This is a genomic window from Myxosarcina sp. GI1(2024), assembly GCF_053543375.1.
Window position 1 is genome coordinate 22695 of record NZ_JBKGTY010000003.1, and the last position, 17571, is coordinate 40265.

The window sequence follows — 17571 nt, forward strand, 5'->3', positions numbered from 1 at the left end:
CGATCGGCAATTAGAAGATTTACCAGCAGAGGCTAGCAAAATGTTACCTCAGCAGGTACAGTGACTGTTCGTGACAGCATACAATACCGCTTCTGATAACAGAAAAACATCTACCTAAGCAGCATGAAATTTAGTAAAAAAAAGCTAGGCAAAAGATAAAGACGGTAATTGAGTATTGATAGTAAATTCACCCAGCGATCGCCAAACTTTTATCAGTACAGATAAAAACAACGGCAATCCTATCGTTAATTATCAAACAATGCTGGTATTACGGGCGGTGGCTGAGGCGATCACTTTCTATAGCCGATCTAAATCTACTTCCCTAACTAAAAGATCTACTTCCAACATTGGCAAAATTGAGGTATTAACCATGCAACGTAAATGTGCTTTAGCTTTAGGAATTTTCTTTTTAACTATTGGTATTGCAGGCTTCATTCCCAGCCTAGTTACCATACCCACAGAAAACTACGATACTTACGTTCCTTTGGATGCTAGTACAATTTACTCCCAAGGATTTGGTTTTCTCTTTGGTTTGTTCCCCACTAATTTATTGCACAACTTAGTTCACCTAACTGTGGGAATGTTTGGCATTGCTGCTGCTTCTACAGAAGGTGGAGCGCGATTGTATAATCGTGGTTTTGCTATTAGTTACGCTTTAATAGCAGTTATGGGCTTATTGCCGTCGGCTAGAACTTTCTTTAGTTTGATGCCGATTTTTGGTGGCAATGTCTGGTTAAACGCACCGACAGCAGCGATCGCTGCTTACTTTGGTTTTATTACTGCCAAACCAATAATACCAAACTACTAATATTGCGGTAGAGGAGTTTTGAGCAACGCTCAATCGCAGCGCTGGATGTAAAATCTAGCGACCGATTGAGGAGCAAGGTTGCCTTATAGAGTAAATGAATGCTACTGCCGAGGCAGCCTTTGCACCTCTAGTCAATGGTAGTGTGTAGTGAGTTGCCATCGAGCCTAACTGGCGACTTAACCTTAACAACGTTATGAGAAGCTCGCTCGAAACTGTTGGTACTAGTGAAATACTCCTACACTTAAAGAGTAGCTAAGATATTGCCCTATGAATTTTACCAGATTTAGCAGGTTGTTAGCCAATTCCACCTATCACGAACTTGGATTGAGAGCTAGAGAATATCTACAATACCTAAATAGTGGCGGCGAAGAACAATATTTAGCCGAAGCCACAATGTACAACTGCATGGTTGGCTTTTTAAATGACATGGGCATGGAACGAAATCGAGCCGAAGAATATTGTGATAATATCGAACATCTAACCGAACTCGCTCAATACATTAGCTCGATCTTAGGATGATAGGCAATCGCATGAGTTTTTGAAGTTGCACTAGTTTATAAATGTATTATGTAGCCTTATTTAATTGACTCAAATAATTTACTAAAGCTTGTAAACCCAAACGATAACTATCTGCGCCAAAACCACTAATCTGTCCGATTGCCACTGGGGCAATATAAGAATGGTGGCGAAAGTGCTCTCGTTGGTAAATATTGCTGAGGTGGACTTCTACAGTGGGAATCTTTACTGCAGCAATAGCATCCCGAATTGCTACGCTAGTATGGGTATAACCACCGGCGTTGATTAAAATTCCTTCATATTTCTCAGTGGCTTGGTGAATTGAGTCTACCAATACCCCTTCGTGATTGGACTGCAAACAGGAGATATTTACTTGTAGTTTTCGGGCATCCTCTAGCAAAAGCCGATCTATAGAATCTAGGGTCATCGAACCGTAGACTTCTGGTTCGCGTCGTCCTAATAAATTGAGATTAGGACCGTGCAATACTAATATGTTGAGCTGCGACAAAGCTACCTCTGACCTAACTCTCTTAACTTCTCAGACAATTTTATGGTAAAAAACTAGAAGCCAATTGCCGATCGATAGAAAAGTTTCCCGTTTGCAACCATTTATCAACCTCTGCAGTTTTTTGAGCTTGGCTGAGGTGCGATCGCAGTGGTTCTCCTTCTAAAATTTCTCGTTCTAATAGGATTTGAGCTAGGGTTGTCAAGAGTTGGCGATTTTCATCCAGAATGTTGGCGGCGATTTGGTGGGCGCCATCGATAACTAATTTGACTTCGCGATCGATCGCTTCGGCAATCTGAGGACTGACCTGACGGCGAGGATTAGTTATCCCTTCAAGAAACTGCTGCTGTATTTTTTCAAAGGCAATAGGACCCAAGCGATCGCTCATCCCGTAAAGAGTTACATACCGTTCGGCAAGGTCGGTGGCTTTTTGAATATCGTCACTAGCCCCTGTAGACATTTTACCAAAAGTTAGTTCTTCAGCAGCACGTCCCCCAAGTAGGGTAGCAATTCGACCGCGAATTTCGTCTTCTAACATTAAAAAACGATCTTCTTCTGGTAATTGCAAGGTGTAACCCAATGCACCAATGCCACGAGGCACGATCGAAATTTTTTCAATCGTATCCGTACCGGGCATTAACTTGCTGACAATTGCATGACCGACTTCGTGATAGGCGACGGTTTTTTTCTCGATTTCGTTGAGTACACGTGATTTCTTTTCTAAACCCGTAAGAATTCTTTCTGTGGCTTCGTTAAAATCCTCCATTGTTACCGCAGGACGATTTTGTCGAGCAGCTAGTAGTGCCGCTTCATTGATTAAGTTTGCTAAATCCGCGCCAGCAAAGCCTGGTGTCCGGGCGGCAAGTTTATTTAAATCTACATTCGCAGCTAATTTTACGTCCCGGGCGTGTACTTCCAAAATCGCCAGTCTTCCCGATTTATCGGGTCGGTCTACGAGAATGCGGCGGTCGAAACGACCGGGACGCAATAAAGCCGGATCGAGAACTTCAGGACGGTTGGTAGCAGCTAATAGAATTACTCCTGCATTGGGTTCGAATCCATCCATTTCTGCGAGTAGTTGGTTGAGAGTCTGTTCTCGTTCGTCGTTACCGCCCATAATAGTTCCCGAAGCAGCGCGAGACTTGCCCAAGGCATCTAATTCATCGATAAAGACAATGGCAGGGGCTTGTTTTTTGGCGCGATCGAACAAATCCCGTACTCGTGAAGCGCCGACGCCGACAAATAACTCGATAAATTCCGAACCAGAAATACTAAAAAAAGGAACTTTGGCTTCTCCAGCGATCGCTTTGGCTAGCAGAGTCTTACCCGTGCCTGGAGGACCGATTAATAAAACTCCTTTGGGTATTTTAGCCCCCAAACGAATATATTTAGCTCCATGTTGCAGAAAATCGACGATTTCGTGTAGTTCTGTCTTCGCCTCATCTACTCCTGCCACATCATCAAAAGTAACGTCCATACTTCCTTCGGAATAAATACGAGCTTGGCTTCTACCGATAGTAAAGGGACTCGCTCCTCCTTCTCGACTCCGTTGGAAAATCAGACTACCTAAACTAGTCATCAAAAAGAAGAAAAATAACAATTGTAGAATTATCCAGAATCCATTGCCATTATCAGTCCGAGTCGCGGAAAATTCTACTTGGTGTTCGCGGAGTAGCTTAGGTAACTCTGTATCTTGAGCCACTGGTGTAGTTGTAAAAACTCGCTCGGATTTGCTACTTAAGGCTGGGGATTTGAGCGTGTATTCAATTCGATCGGAACCAATACTTACTCGCTCGACGCGATCAGCTTCAACTAAGTCGATAAATTTACTATAGGGTTGAGACTCAGAGGGCGGCTCTTGAGGTAATAATAAACTAAATAAAATAAGTATTATTGATGCAATAATTAGGGTTAAACTCGGTCGCTGTCTAGATTGAGATTTGCCATCTCGTTCTTGGGGTTTGGGCATAAATAGCACTCCTAAAAATGAAGTTGTTTGACTAATAAGTTACTGCTAGAGTTTTTTGAGTCTCTCGAAACAGTAACTCGCACACTTGGCGATCGCTTATTGAAGGAAACTCTTTATAGCAAAAGTCTACTGCTTTGAAGTACTTCGGTACGATTAGACAAACCAGTTCGCTTACCTGATGGTTTAATCGTTCCAGTGCCACCTTGGAAACAACTGGAGTGGCAATGATAATTTTTTTGGGCTGATGTCGCTTCAATGCAGTAACTGCAGCCTGCATGGTCAGTCCCGTAGTGATGCCATCATCAACGAGAATAATTACTCGATCGGTAATTTTGAGCATGGGTCGAAAACTTCGATAACAACGATCGCGCCATCTCAATTCTGCGTGTTCTCTAGCGGCGATCGCCCTCAATTGTTCTCGACCGACTTTTTGAATTTGAGCCAGATTTCCATTGATAATAGTAATTTTGCCACTATAGTCGGGCACTAATGCTGCTTCGGCAATTGCACCCATCGCCGTGTCTGGAAAACTTGGCAAACCTAATTTTTTCACCAAACAAACATCTAAAGGAAGATTCAATTCTCTAGCAATCTCATAGGCTACTGGTACGCCTCCACGAGGCAATCCCAAGACTATTGCTTGGGGATGATTGGCATAAACAGTCAGTTTTTTGGCTAGTCTGCGACCTGCTTCTTTCCTATTAGGCAAGATAGTATTCATTTTATTTACCTGCCTCAATTTAATTTCCTACTCGCCAACAAACAAAAAATATTGTATTTCTCGTCTATCCTTAAAATAGCTCTGAAGTTTGAGAAACTTGTGAGAGTTTTAGTTAATAGGAAAGCCAGGGAAATGATGAGTGGCGATCGAAATCGCATAGTTTAAATTTTTAGCAGATAAACATTTAGACTTAACCCGTCGATCGTTCTCTAGTTTCTAATTTCTCTTTTTGAGATATTCAATTTAAATAATGCTTGGAAATTATAAATACATATAACAAGGCGGGGTGAATTTCTTAATAAACTCACCCCGTTACTTATTTTCTATTTGGTCGTTCAAGGTTTCCTCCTCGACCTTGGCGATCTTGAGTTTACGGCTTTACCACTTTTCACTTCTTATTTGCTTTTTCACATTTTCTAGTTTAGTATTACCTTTTTAAAAGGTGTAACTACATACATTTGCATTTATGGTGAAATGGGGATTGACCTAAACTCTTAAATATATACTAACAAAAATCCTGATTTAATTCTCGAACAGTCCAGTTATTTTACAAAAGTAAATATTTTTTTGACTAAATCGATTCCTATTAAAAAATAGCGTTGCTTTAAATATTTTAGTATTTTGCTATCGTTAAATTAGAAGTTATTTATGTTCGATCGTCCCTATGCGTGCCATAATTTTTGATGGGGTAGGTCAGCCGCTACGAGAAGATGAACTACCCATACCCAAACCACAACCCGAACAAGTATTGCTCGAAGTTCATGTTTGCGGCGTGTGTCGCACGGATTTACATATCGTTGATGGCGAGCTGGCTAAACCCAAACTTCCTCTGGTTTTGGGTCATCAAATTGTAGGAACGGTAGTAGAAACTGGAGCAAAAGCGACTAAATTTTCTGTAGGCGAGCGTGTTGGCGTACCTTGGCTGGGTCATACCTGCAGTAATTGTCGCTACTGTCTGAGTGGCAAAGAAAACCTCTGCGATCGCCCTTTATTTACGGGCTACGATCTCAATGGTGGTTATGCAGAATATGCCGTTGCCGACGAAAATTTTTGTTTCTCAATTCCCGATGGTTTTCCCGATTTACAAGCAGCACCGTTGCTCTGTGCGGGATTAATTGGCTATCGCTCTTATCGCATGACCGGAGAGGCAGAAAGCCTTGGTTTTTATGGCTTTGGTGCGGCAGCTCATATTTTAGTTCAGCTAGCAGTTTATCAGAATAAACGAGTCTACGCCTTTACTCGTTCGGGGGATCTTCAAGGACAAAAGTTTGCTCGAGAGCTCGGTGCATTGTGGGCTGGGGGTTCTGAAGAATTACCACCAGAAGAATTAGACGCAGCGATTATCTTTGCTCCTGTAGGTAAACTAGTTCCTGCGGCACTTAAAGCAGTAGCTAAAGGGGGCACAGTAGTTTGCGCCGGCATTCACATGAGTGAGATTCCTAGCTTTTCCTATCAGATTTTATGGCAGGAAAGAGTTTTGCGTTCTGTTGCTAATTTAACTCGCCGAGATGGGGAAGAGTTCTTGGCTTTAGCCCCGCAAATTCCCATTAGGACTGAAGTTACTCCCTTCCCTTTATCACAAGCAAATGAAGCTTTAGAGGCGTTACGTACTGGTCAGATTAATGGCGCAGCGGTACTAGTAATAGACTAATTAATCTTCAAGTTGCCCTTACCGACTCAGAATTTTTATAAGCTTGAGGGCATATTGTCTCAAGATAATTTTGTCAGTAATCCTAAGAATTTTTTGGTGTTAGGTGTTAGAAGAGTGCGACGATAGGTATCTGCTGCTTTCTTAATTCCTTCAGCTTGAGTGGGATAGGGATGAATTACATTCGATAATCCATTTAAACCAACCTGGTTAACTATGGCTGTAGTCACTTCACTAATCATTTCTCCAGCATGACGAGCGACAATAGTTGCTCCGAGAATTTTATCTTTTCCCCGTTGGTGATGAATTTTAACAAATCCCGATTCTTCGCCATCGGCGATCGCGCGATCGATTTCACTTAAAGGAATTTTTATAGTGTTAACATCAATTCCTTGAGATTGAGCCTCATGTTCGTACATACCTACATGGGCAATTTCTGGATCGGTGTAAGTCACCCAAGGCATGACGAGATTGCTCAGTTTAGAACGTCCCAAGCCAAAAGGAGAAAACAAAGTATTTTTAATCACTATTCTGGCTGCGGCATCGGCTGCATGGGTAAACTTCCATTTCATGCAAATATCTCCGGCAGCGTAAATCTTGGAGTTAGTCGTCTGGAGATAGTCATTAACTTTAACGCCATGGCGATCGTACTCTACCCCAACTGCTTCTAAGTTTAAACCTTCTACATTAGGAGCCCTTCCCGCACCAATTAAAATTTCATCGACGGTAACTGCTCCGGATTTACCATTGTGAGTATAGTAAAGAGTCTTACCTTCAGGGCTTGTTTCTACCCTCTGGATTTGAGAATCTAAGACTAACTGAATTTTTTCTTTGATGAAATTATTTTGGACGATTTCAGCCGCATCGGCATCTTCTTTATTTAAAAGATGAGAATGTCGGTGGAACAGAACTGCCTGAGATCCCAAGCGACAGAAAGCTTGAGCCAATTCGCAACCAATCGGACCGCCGCCGATAACCGCGAGGCGTTGGGGACGTTCGGTCAGAGAAAAAACCGTTTCATTAGTGAGAAATCTTGCTTCGCTTAGTCCCTCAATATCGGGTCGTGCGGCTCTACCCCCTGTGGCAATCACAGCCTTTTTATACTGTAAAGTCTTACCCTCAACTTCAATCCGGTTGTTACGTAAAAAACGACCCGCACCTAAAAAGACATCAATGCCCAGTTTTTGAAACCGTCGCGCCGAATCATGGGGGCTGATCTTCGCCCGCAGCTTGCGCATCCGTTCCATCACGGCAGGAAAATCTACGTCGATTTGTTCTGGAGAACCAATGCCAAATGCTTCTGCTTCCATCATTTGGGCGACAACCCGCGAAGAGCGGATCGTACACTTAGAAGGAACGCAACCGACATTCAAACAGTCCCCTCCCATCAGATGCTTTTCCACCAGGGCGACTTTCAAACCCACGTCCAAACCTGCTGCACCTGCCGCGACGACTAAGCCTGCCGTACCCGCACCAATGACGACTAAGTCGTAGCGATCGCTTGGCTGAGGATTGACCCAATCCGGGGGATGCACGTGAGAAACTAACTTTTGGTTGTGTTCGTCCATCGGTGGAACGGTTACCTTTTGAAAGGCTGAATTTGACATCGATAACTCCTTGAATATGATGTTTCTACTTAATTTTCCGGTTTATTTCGCGACTTTTTCTTCTTCAGGTTCTAAGACTTCCTCTTCTAAAGCTTTTCGGGCAATTTTAGTTACATACAGCGTGACAGCTACCGTAGCGATAAAGCCGATAATCCGAATCGTCCACTGTATAGTAGGATTGGCAGGTTGAGCCTCAGTGCCGAGGGTTGCCAGACTACCCGCTAGAGAACCGAGATAAACGTACATAATCGTTCCGGGAATCATGCCCACAGAACCGATAACGTAGTCTTTTAGAGAAACTCCGGTGATTCCATAGGCGTAGTTCAATAAATTGAAGGGAAATATCGGTGAGAGACGAGTCAGGAGAACGATTTTGAGTCCCTCTCGTCCGACAGCTCGATCGACCGCCTGAAATTTCTGGTTGCTTTCAATTTTCTGAGCAACCCAGCCCCGTGCCAAATAGCGTCCGACGAGAAAAGCTGCCGTCGCCCCCAAAGTAGCTCCGATGAAGACATAAATCGAACCCATAACCACACCGAAGACGACACCAGCTCCTAGGGTGAGGATCGAACCTGGTAGGAAAGCGACAGTGGCAATGATGTAGAGAAGGATAAAGGCGATCACACCCAGTGCACCGAGACTATCGATCCACTCTAAAGCATTTCGCAACCATTCTTGTGGATTAAATCCAACTCCATTAGCAGACTCTTGACCTAAAGCTGGATCGACAGCAAAACTCAGAGCGATGCCGAAAGTAAATAGGAATAAAAAAGCCAGTTTCAAGAGCTTTTGCCAGTTTACGATCCGAATATTAGTTATCATTTTATTGCTTTTTTGACGTATTATGGGCAACCTCTTCATCTTCTACGATACTTTGTTCCAAAGCTTTCTTGGCAAGGCGTGACGTATAAACCGTTACGGTAACAGTGGCTAGCACCCCAATAATGCGAATTATCCACTGTAAAATTTTAGTCCTGTTATTAATAGGAAGATTAGACAGCTCGAGCGTAGCCAGGTCAGTAGCTAGAGAACCGATATAGACATACATTATGGTTCCTGGAATCATACCGACCGAACCTAATATATAGTTCTGGAAAGAAATCCGCGTAACTCCAAAAACATAATTCAAAAGATTAAAAGGAAATATAGGAGAAAGACGAGTCAAGAGAACGATTTTCCAACCCTCTCGACCAACCGCTCGATCGATTGCCTGAAATTTAGAATTTTTGCCAATCTTCCGGCAAATCCATTCTCGCGATAGATAGCGTCCCAGAAGAAAAGCCCAAGTCGCGCCACAGATAGCAGCAATTAACACATAAGCCGAGCCTTGCCAAAGACCAAACAAACAACCTCCCTTAATCGACAAAATAGAACCAGGTACAAAAAGTAATGTTGCTAGATTGTAGATCCCAATATAGGCGATCGCACCGACAGCACCGAGTTCTTCTACCCAGATCGACCAGGTTTGCAGGAGTTGCGGTAAATTTAATTGCTGAATAATCAAGATTACAACAATGACTAGACTACCGATTGAAATTAGTTTTAGCCTCGAATTACATCTCCGTTGATTGGGTTTAGTCATTGGTTTTGCTTCAGATAGCTATGACGCGATCGCCCTCAAGGATCGGTGTAGGAGACAGTTGTGGTCGCTCTAAGATATTCAATAATTGCATCAGTGTGGACTCCCGCCAGTTTAGCAATCGCGTCGGCTTTAGTTTTGACTTGAGTAGAAGGTTACTCAATCATTAATTTTTCCTGGGCAATTCCATCAAAAGCATTACGCACTGACCAACGCCTTACTATCTAGTACGGCATGGAATAAACCGACCATTGGAATTAGTTTAAAACTTGCCATTCAAGTTTGTTGAATTTTTAGTTCCGTGCCGCAGTACTAGCGACCTAATTGGGTTGGGGAAAATCTCCCCTGAGATGACCGAAGGTAACTTCGCCCATTTCCCCAGGTATTTCACCGTGTGTCTGGTCATCGGCGTGATAAGCAGCGACTAAGGTTTGATAATCATTATTGGCAGGTACGCTAATAGTTGTAGTAGCGTTGCCCTCACTGTCGGCTCTGAATTGGTTATTTGGAAGTCCTCCTGCTGGACCCATATCCATACCTACGATTTGCTTATTGACCCACCATAAGGTGTAAAGTCCATTAGGTATTAGATTGCTAGCTTCGACCGTAACTGTGTAACTGTCAGCATTAATCTCCGAGACTGAAACTTCGCCATTAGCGGCAAGCCATTCCTCTCGTGCCAAATCTTCTGGAGTACCATTGTCAGCAATAGCCATCAACTCTTGAGAAGTCTCTCGCTCCTGTGCGATTAAAACTTGCCGAACGTGGTTTTGGTTTTCTTTGTCGCTACTGCTGTTAGCCTCTGCTTTGACTACAGGCGATACCAGGGCAGAAAATAGCAGGATAGATAAACTACTGAGCATTACACGTTTCATAAGTTAAATCTACTTTAATTTTGGTAAACATGTACCCGACCCGAACCTAAATATAGACCGGGGCTATTTTCTCCTTCGGGGAAAGCGGTAACGCCAAATAGATATACTCCTCCTATATTGGGATTTTTTTTAGCTTCAAGGGAAACCGTAACCGTATTTCCTGGTTCGATTGGCTCGTCAAAAACGACGGTTACCTCATTAGAGTCTTTCATTTGACTACCACCAATATTTGCTAAGGAAAGTTCGGTTCCACCCGCAAAGCTATCTCCCATAAAAGCTCGACTGTCACTTACGTCAAAATTAATATCTTTAGCTCTTTGCTTCGGAGAAATGGTAACTGCTTTGAGTGCTTCATCTGCATCTTCAGGTACTTTAATCGTAAATTGGTAAGTAGCTGGAGTATTTGCAGCCGAAAAACTAGTAGCGGAGCGAGTTAGAATCGGCGCTCTGCTAAAGACTCTGCGTCCGTCACCCAGTTCGAAAGCTTTAGCAGATGAAAAACTACTGGGTAGCAGTATGGCTAAAGCTAAAGAACCGGCAAATAGTACATTTTTTTTAGTGAATTTGCGAAAAGTTTTTGGAATAGTTAAAGACATTTTTTCCTCCAAATTGCTTGCGATTGTACTTTCTCTGCAAGTAAATATTCGATTATTGTTTGCCAAATATTGTTTACCAATATAGGCAAATAAATTACTTATCTCTAATTTGTGGTTATCAAGGTTATTCAGATCTACTTTTGTTTTTTAGTTCTTAGTTTTCCGTTCAACCTGAGTTTTTTCTGGACATATTTAAGCGAGATTTATAATTTATTTCCTATTTCTATTTGAATATAGTTATCTAAATTTTGCTTGATAATTAGATGAGAAAATTCTCAGAAAAAAAGGCTTCAACAACTAAACTGAAATTAAACTAAAACAAAGTAACAACAGTTTCAAAGCAACTACATCTAATTCAATAAAATATTGGCGCTAGAACTGCCGATTCGATAATTGGGCTATTTCAACACCTTATTTTCCTCGATTTAATCCCTTGACAAGAACTGTGGAGCTAATCCGTTTTCCCTTTTTAAAGTTCTTAGATTGTGGCGAAAAATTAAACAGTATCTCGAATCGGGTTTGTTTGACAATCTCGAGTAGTCAAGACAAAAGCTGGCTTAAGTATTACCGCCCTTAGCTCCATTAATAATTTCATGGTTACAGGATAGACTTTATTGTAGATGCTCTATCTATAGCAAAGATTTAAGTATTTCATGTTAAAGCCAATTTAACTAGCTATTATTTGATAGTTACCTGAGAACCACGAGAATTCATTCGCATCCATTCATAGGAAACGACATTTAATAAAATGCCAATAAAAAATAACAGTACCATTAAACCAATTTGATACCAAGCGATGGGTGTGACTGATAAATCCAAGACTACATGAAGAAAATTCAAAACTGTATAAACTAAAGTCAAACCAAAATGAAACACCCGATAGCGCTTAGAATTGTAAAATGCAGTACCAACAATCGCTAGCATCGGCACAATAAAAAATAACCACATTCCCCATAAAATTGGGGCAATCTCTGCCATAGTTGCAGTTTGTTGGTGATGGTGTCCTACAAGAGCTACATCAATACCGTGAAATAATGGCATCAAAGCTAATTGGGTATGGAAGACAATTCCCAACAGAAACGCCGTCCATAAAGCGATAATTTTTTCTCGATAGTTTACTGAATCGCTTCTTAACATCTTTCGTTACCAAAACCACTAACTACTAACCACTAATCTCTCTAACCTCAGTCATCTCATCTGCTTCTGTAGTTTCAGTTCCCTGTACCACCAAAATCGAGCAAGGAGCATGATGAATTACATAGTTACTGACACTGCCTAGAAGGATTTCCGACAGGTTTTTATGACCTCTGCGACCGATGACGATTAAATCTGCACCCCATTCCTTAGCGCGATCGCCAATTCCCAAATTACAATTACCTACTCGGCATTCAGATTCACAGTCAATCCCCTGGGAGTTGGTTTGTCGAGTATAAGTTTCTAGCCAAGTTTTACCCAGTTCGATTTCTTGTTGTAGTTGCTGGCGACCCCAATCGTAGCGCTCGCCTGTTAAATCTACATCGTACAGAGTCCCCAAGCCGAGCCAAGGAGATCCATCTTGCATCTGCCAGTCGATAAAATGTACTAGCAACATTTGACTTGCTGGTTTAGCTATAGATAAAGCAAAATTGAAAACTGCTGATGCTTCCGACGAACGATCCAAGGCTACTAAAATTTTCTCAAACATAATTATCTCCCTAACTAAGAACTACTGAGTATCAGACTGCCATTAGTATCATTGAATTCAACTTTCCGATGACTTACTAAGGCATTGGCTAACACTTGTTCGATGCGATCGCAAAAAATATACTCCATCTGTTGGCGCACATCTTCTGGAACGTCAGCTAGATCTTTTTCATTGTGCCGAGGTAGGATAATCCGTTTAATTCCCACTCTCCTAGCAGCTAAAACCTTTTCCCGTACGCCACCAATCGGTAGAACTTCGCCGCTCAGATTAATTTCTCCAGTCATGGCCGTATCGCTACGAACTGGCTCGTGCATTAACAGAGAAGCGATCGCCACGACCATGGTCACACCAGCCGAAGGTCCGTCTTTGGGGATGGCTCCTGCGGGAACGTGCAGGTGCAAACCATTATCTTTAAAAGCTTTCGAGTCAATGCCCCAAGTTGACGCTTGGGACCAGACATAAGAACGGGCAATTTCAGCCGATTCTTGCATTACTTCTCCCAGTTGACCGGTCAGAGTTAGATCTTCTCCCTGTGGTAGCAATACGGCTTCGATAAATAAAATTTCTCCCCCCTGTACCGTCCAGGCAAGACCGGTGGCGACACCGGGTTTACTTTCCGAACGCATTTCTTCTTTGAGATACTGTCTGGTACCTAGTAATTCTTCTAGTTGTTCGGGATGGATGAGCTGAGGATTGGTTTCCCCTAGAGCATAGCGTACGGCAACCTTGCGGCAAAGAGTAGCTAGTTGCTGCTCTAATTTTCTTACTCCTGCTTCGCGGGTATAGTATTCGATAACTAAGTTGAGAGTCGATTCGGGAAGCTGCAAAGCATCATCTGGCAGTCCCGCTTTAGAGATCTGTCGCGGTAGCAAGTATTTCTGGGCAATTTTGACTTTTTCCTGTTGGGAATAGCCAGACAGTTCGAGAATTTCTAGACGATCTAGAAGGGGTGGAGGAACATTGGCTAGGTCATTAGCGGTACCGATAAACAGCACTCGTGAGAGATCGAAATCTAAATCCAAATAGAGATCGCGGAAACTATGATTTTGCTGCGGATCGAGAATTTCTAATAATACCGAGGCGGGATCGCCCCGATAATCCATCCCCACTTTGTCCAACTCATCCAGCATAACTACCGGATTATTTACTCCCGCTCGATGTAAGGCCTGGACGATGCGACCTGGCATCGCTCCAATATAGGTGCGACGATGACCGCGCAATTCGGCTTCATCTCGCAATCCGCCCAAACTAATACGCTCGAATGGTCTGCCCAAAGCACGGGCGATCGACTGTCCCAGACTGGTTTTACCTACTCCGGGAGGACCGATAAAACAAATTACCGTACCGACTGTGTAGGAGCTAGGCTTCTTATTAGCAGAGGCTAAACTCTGTTTCTGTTGCGCGAGTTTTTTAAGTTTGAAGGTAGCTAGGTGTTCAATAATCCGTTGTTTGATTTTATCTAATCCATAATGATCTTCATCTAAAATAGTTCTGGCATTATCTAGATCGAGATTGTCTTCTACCTGTTGATGCCAAGGCATTTCTAATAACCAGTCGAGATAAGTGCGAATTACTCCTCCTTCAGCCGAAGCACTACTGACTCTTTCTAAACGGTCTAATTCTCTTTTGACTTGCTTTTCAACTACTTCGGGTAATTTTGCTGCCTCTAGGCGCGATCGCAGTTCGGCAATTTCTTGTTTATCTGGGTCGGTTTCTCCTAGTTCTTCTTGAATTTTTTTGAGTTGCTGCCGTAAAAAGAATTCTTTCTGTTGCTGATCTAGCTCTTTTTTAGTTTCTCCTAAAATTTCTCCCTGTAGCTTTTGAACTTCTATTGCTTGTTGTAAATCCGACAGGATTTGACGTAAGAGTTTTTCCAAATCTCCTTCTTCTAAAAGTGCCTGGGTAGTGGCTAGATCTTGTTGCAGCAATACCGAGGTTTGATAGGCAAGTTGAGCCGCTCCTTGATGATTGAGAATTGCAGCTAACAGTTCTTCGGGAAATTTGGGATCGATTTCAGCTGCTTCTGTCCACAGAGCTTCGATCGCATGGGTTAGGGCTTCGATAGTTTGCTCTTCGGTTCCTCGTTCTAAAGCAGTTTGGCGATCGAGGGCTGGTAGTCTTCTAAATTTAACTTCGTAGGTAGGATTGGTTTGAACTAATTCTGCGATCTCGACTCGTTCTAAACCTTCAACAATTAGTTGCACTAGCCCCATCGGTAAGCGTCTGAGTTGGTGAACCACTGCCAGAGTGGCTATGGAATATATCTCCTTCAAGTCTTCAATTTCTGCTGTTGCCGATCCTTCCCATCGTTTTTGGGCTTCTGGTCGAATTGCAGTTACAATTAGCTGTTGATTTTCCGTTAGCATGGTGGATTCTACAACTGCAACCGAACGTGGTTTTCCTGCCACCACCGGTAGAGTAATTCCTGGTAACAACACGACATTACGCAGGGGAAGCAACAAGCTCGTTTCTAGCTTGTTTCGTTTGTTAAAAAATAGGGGAGCAGCGTAGTACATAATTACCACCTCTTGCAGCTGAAGACCCCGTTCTACCACCAGATTTTTTGGCAGTCGAGCGCTATTTGCCTTCTAAGCTAAAAATTAAACCAAAAACTTGAGGATGTTGTGAGCGGTGCTAGCGATCGATACTCGATAAACTGCCAACCCACGTTTACTTAGGTATCGAGCTACTAGCGACCTACAACTTATAGCCGATCTGACGCAATAGGTGTTGACGGGCTTTAATATCTTCTTCGCTTTCTACTCCTTTCGGGGAAGAGCCATCGACAACACCGAGAATACCACGACCTAGTTCTGTTTCGGCAGTAATTACTTCTACGGGGTTGGCTGTGGCACAATAAATCTGGCAAACTTCTGGACATTGTTTGATGGCATTGAGAAAGTTAATCGGATAGGCATCTTTGAGCACGATAATAAAACTATGTCCGGCACCGAGTGCTTTAGCATTGGCGATCGCCCGTTCTGCGAGCGTAGCATCATTACCCACGGTACGAATTAAACAGTCTCCCGAAGCTTCACAAAAACCAATACCGAACTTCACCTGAGATGATATTCCCACCATAATTTCATAGAGATCTTCTACGGTTTTAATAAAATGGCTCTGTCCAATAATGACATTTGTGCCTTGAGGAATATTTATAGTTACCGATTTCAGTTCCATCAGTTTTCTGCCTCATTTAATCAACAGTTAACTTGTTTGAATTCTAGTTCCCCACTCCGAACTCCAAATGATGACTGACAGATACTCTAGAAGTCAGACTCCACGATCTTAATTAATTTTAATTCCTCACACCATCGCCTCATTGGGGTTTGGCTTTACCACTAACTCACGGTAATAGGCTCGCCACTAGCTAAAGTTAAAGGGAAATGATGAGCATTAGGCGAATGCATTGCTTGAATGCCCAGATTGGCTCGATTGAGTAAATCGGCATCACTGTAAATAACTCGACCTTGGCTATCTAAAATCGATTGATTGAAGTTAAAGCCATTAAGATTAAATGCCATTCCGCTGACACCTGCTGCTGCACACCAAATGCCGATAGTGGGCAAGGCGACTAACAGAAAATGAAAAGCTCGATGATTGCTACTGGCAAACCAAGGGATCAGTAGTCTTCCCAAGAATCCATAGTGTCCTGCCATGTAGTTGTAAGTAATTCGTTCTTGTCCGAACTGATAGCCTTTGGCAGCAGATTCAGCTTCAGTAGTTTCCCGAATTAAAGTCGAACTTACTAACGAACCATGTAAGGCAGCTAACAATGCACCACCAAATACTCCAGCTACTCCCAACATATGAAAGGGATTCATCAAGATATTGTGATGGGCTTGAAATGCCAACATAAAGTGAAAAGTTCCGGCAATGCCTAAAGGCAATCCTTCAGAAAAGCTGCCCTGACCGATAGGATAGACGAGCAATACTGCAGTTGCTGCTGCCACTGGTGCCGAAAATGCCACGGCAATCCAAGGACGCAAACCTTCACGATAACTGAGTTCCCACTGCCTTCCTAAATAGCACCAAATACCAATGAGAAAGTGCAGGACAATCAGTTGATAAGCCCCACCATTGTAAAGCCATTCATCTAGAGAACTAGCTTCCCAGATGGGATAAAAATGCAGTCCCACAGCGGCAGAAGTAGGCACGACCGCAGCAGTAATTGCATTGTTGCCACCCAATAGAGAACCGATAACAGGTTCGCGAATGCCATCCATATCTACAGGAGGGGCGGCAACAAAAGCCAGGATAAAGCATATTGTCGCAGCTAATAATGTAGGAAACATCAATACGCCAAACCAACCAATATAAATACGATTATTGGTACTAGTAATCCAGCGACAAAACCGATCCCAAACCCAGAGAAAATCGGGTTCGGAACGTCGTTTAATTAAAGTATTCACGATCGATATCCTCCCAACCAGTACTTGTCCGAACCTAGCCAAGGTAGTAGTTAATTTCGGTTCTAAAATAACTACTAACTATTAACTATTTTCCAAATTAATTTTGACAGATTTTTTGGGTTCTGCTTCGACTTTAGGCATAATCAGAGTTAAAACTCCTTGCCAAAAATTTGACTCTACTTTGTCGGTTTGAATCGTCATAGGTAAGGGAATGACTCTTTCGAATTTGCCGTAGTAAAATTCTGAATGAAAATAGTTTTTCCTTTCATCTTCGCTACGTTCTTCTGCTCGATGTTCTCCCGAAATAGTTACTCTATCTTCACTGACTTCTACTTCTAAATCTTTAGCATCCATACCTGGAATTTCGGCTTTGAGAATTAGATCTTTGTCAGTTTCTTCAATTTCTACGGCAGGAGTCCACATACCTCCCATATTATGTAATCCCATCCAGTCGCGATCGCTGATGGAAACCATATCTTCAAACAGTCGATCCATTTGTTGTCTAATATTGCTTAACTCTTTAAACGGTTGCCATTTACTAAGTGTCATAGTTAACCTCCATGTTTGTAGATTTCGTTCCTGTTTTGAGGTTGTAACTATAAATTTAGAAAAATATTTTGAGGATGTTGTGAAGGTTGGTAGTTAGGAGTT

At 42.6% G+C, this 17571-nt stretch carries 17 protein-coding genes; 3 read left to right on the forward strand and 14 right to left on the reverse strand.

Translation table 11 applies throughout. The features are described 5' to 3' along the window. Positions 1-175 precede the first annotated feature (175 nt). On the forward strand, positions 176-808 hold the full coding sequence (locus ACLFKQ_RS13740) for a DUF4383 domain-containing protein (RefSeq protein WP_449000383.1): 633 nt from the start codon (positions 176-178) through the stop codon (positions 806-808). A gap of 267 nt (positions 809-1075) precedes the next feature. Beyond that, complete coding sequence (locus tag ACLFKQ_RS13745) at positions 1076-1327, forward strand: hypothetical protein (RefSeq protein ID WP_449000384.1); 252 nt, start codon at positions 1076-1078, stop codon at positions 1325-1327. 46 nt (positions 1328-1373) lie between these two features. Here ACLFKQ_RS13745 and aroQ read toward each other — a convergent pair whose 3' ends face one another. From aroQ to ACLFKQ_RS13760, 3 genes are read right to left on the reverse strand one after another with little or no spacing between them, the layout of a single operon-like run. Then, positions 1374-1832 carry a type II 3-dehydroquinate dehydratase gene (gene aroQ / locus ACLFKQ_RS13750; protein WP_449000385.1) on the reverse strand — a complete coding sequence of 153 codons (459 nt, stop codon included), beginning with the start codon at positions 1830-1832 and terminating at the stop codon, positions 1374-1376. Positions 1833-1872: 40 nt separating this feature from the next. Continuing rightward, entirely contained in the window at positions 1873-3798 is a 1926-nt protein-coding gene (ftsH, locus tag ACLFKQ_RS13755) for an ATP-dependent zinc metalloprotease FtsH (RefSeq protein WP_449000386.1), read from the reverse strand. Positions 3799-3829: 31 nt separating this feature from the next. Continuing rightward, positions 3830-4519 carry a phosphoribosyltransferase gene (locus ACLFKQ_RS13760; protein ID WP_449000387.1) on the reverse strand — a complete coding sequence of 230 codons (690 nt, stop codon included), beginning with the start codon at positions 4517-4519 and terminating at the stop codon, positions 3830-3832. 664 nt (positions 4520-5183) lie between these two features. On the opposite strand from ACLFKQ_RS13760, the gene ACLFKQ_RS13765 reads away from it, so the two are divergent. Further along, entirely contained in the window at positions 5184-6170 is a 987-nt protein-coding gene (locus tag ACLFKQ_RS13765) for a zinc-dependent alcohol dehydrogenase family protein (protein ID WP_449000388.1), read from the forward strand. A gap of 59 nt (positions 6171-6229) precedes the next feature. Here the strand turns inward: ACLFKQ_RS13765 and ACLFKQ_RS13770 are convergent, their stop codons facing one another. From ACLFKQ_RS13770 to ACLFKQ_RS13820, 11 genes are all read right to left on the reverse strand, one after another. After that, entirely contained in the window at positions 6230-7774 is a 1545-nt protein-coding gene (locus ACLFKQ_RS13770) for a mercuric reductase (RefSeq protein WP_449000389.1), read from the reverse strand. 42 nt (positions 7775-7816) lie between these two features. Beyond that, entirely contained in the window at positions 7817-8596 is a 780-nt protein-coding gene (locus ACLFKQ_RS13775; protein ID WP_449000390.1) for a TVP38/TMEM64 family protein, read from the reverse strand. 1 nt (position 8597) lies between these two features. Beyond that, positions 8598-9356, reverse strand: coding sequence for a TVP38/TMEM64 family protein (locus tag ACLFKQ_RS13780; protein ID WP_449000391.1), 759 nt, complete (start codon positions 9354-9356; stop codon positions 8598-8600). Between the two features lie 317 nt (positions 9357-9673). Continuing rightward, positions 9674-10228, reverse strand: a complete 555-nt coding sequence (locus ACLFKQ_RS13785) for a hypothetical protein (RefSeq protein ID WP_449000392.1) — start codon at positions 10226-10228, stop codon at positions 9674-9676. Positions 10229-10242: 14 nt separating this feature from the next. Then, the gene (locus tag ACLFKQ_RS13790) at positions 10243-10824 is read right to left on the reverse strand and encodes a DUF2808 domain-containing protein (RefSeq protein ID WP_449000393.1); all 582 of its coding nucleotides are present in this window, start codon (positions 10822-10824) and stop codon (positions 10243-10245) included. Positions 10825-11502: 678 nt separating this feature from the next. Further along, positions 11503-11961 carry a hypothetical protein gene (locus tag ACLFKQ_RS13795; protein ID WP_449000394.1) on the reverse strand — a complete coding sequence of 153 codons (459 nt, stop codon included), beginning with the start codon at positions 11959-11961 and terminating at the stop codon, positions 11503-11505. Positions 11962-11986: 25 nt separating this feature from the next. Further along, positions 11987-12508 carry a universal stress protein gene (locus tag ACLFKQ_RS13800; RefSeq protein ID WP_449000395.1) on the reverse strand — a complete coding sequence of 174 codons (522 nt, stop codon included), beginning with the start codon at positions 12506-12508 and terminating at the stop codon, positions 11987-11989. A gap of 14 nt (positions 12509-12522) precedes the next feature. Next, positions 12523-15063, reverse strand: a complete 2541-nt coding sequence (gene lon / locus ACLFKQ_RS13805; protein ID WP_449000396.1) for an endopeptidase La — start codon at positions 15061-15063, stop codon at positions 12523-12525. A 142-nt stretch (positions 15064-15205) separates the two neighbouring features. After that, positions 15206-15688, reverse strand: a complete 483-nt coding sequence (locus ACLFKQ_RS13810) for an adenosine-specific kinase (RefSeq protein ID WP_449000397.1) — start codon at positions 15686-15688, stop codon at positions 15206-15208. Between the two features lie 161 nt (positions 15689-15849). Then, complete coding sequence (locus tag ACLFKQ_RS13815; RefSeq protein ID WP_449000398.1) at positions 15850-16920, reverse strand: Photosystem Q(B) protein 1; 1071 nt, start codon at positions 16918-16920, stop codon at positions 15850-15852. A gap of 81 nt (positions 16921-17001) precedes the next feature. Beyond that, positions 17002-17469, reverse strand: coding sequence for an Hsp20/alpha crystallin family protein (locus ACLFKQ_RS13820; protein ID WP_449000399.1), 468 nt, complete (start codon positions 17467-17469; stop codon positions 17002-17004). Between the last annotated feature and the right edge of the window lie 102 nt (positions 17470-17571).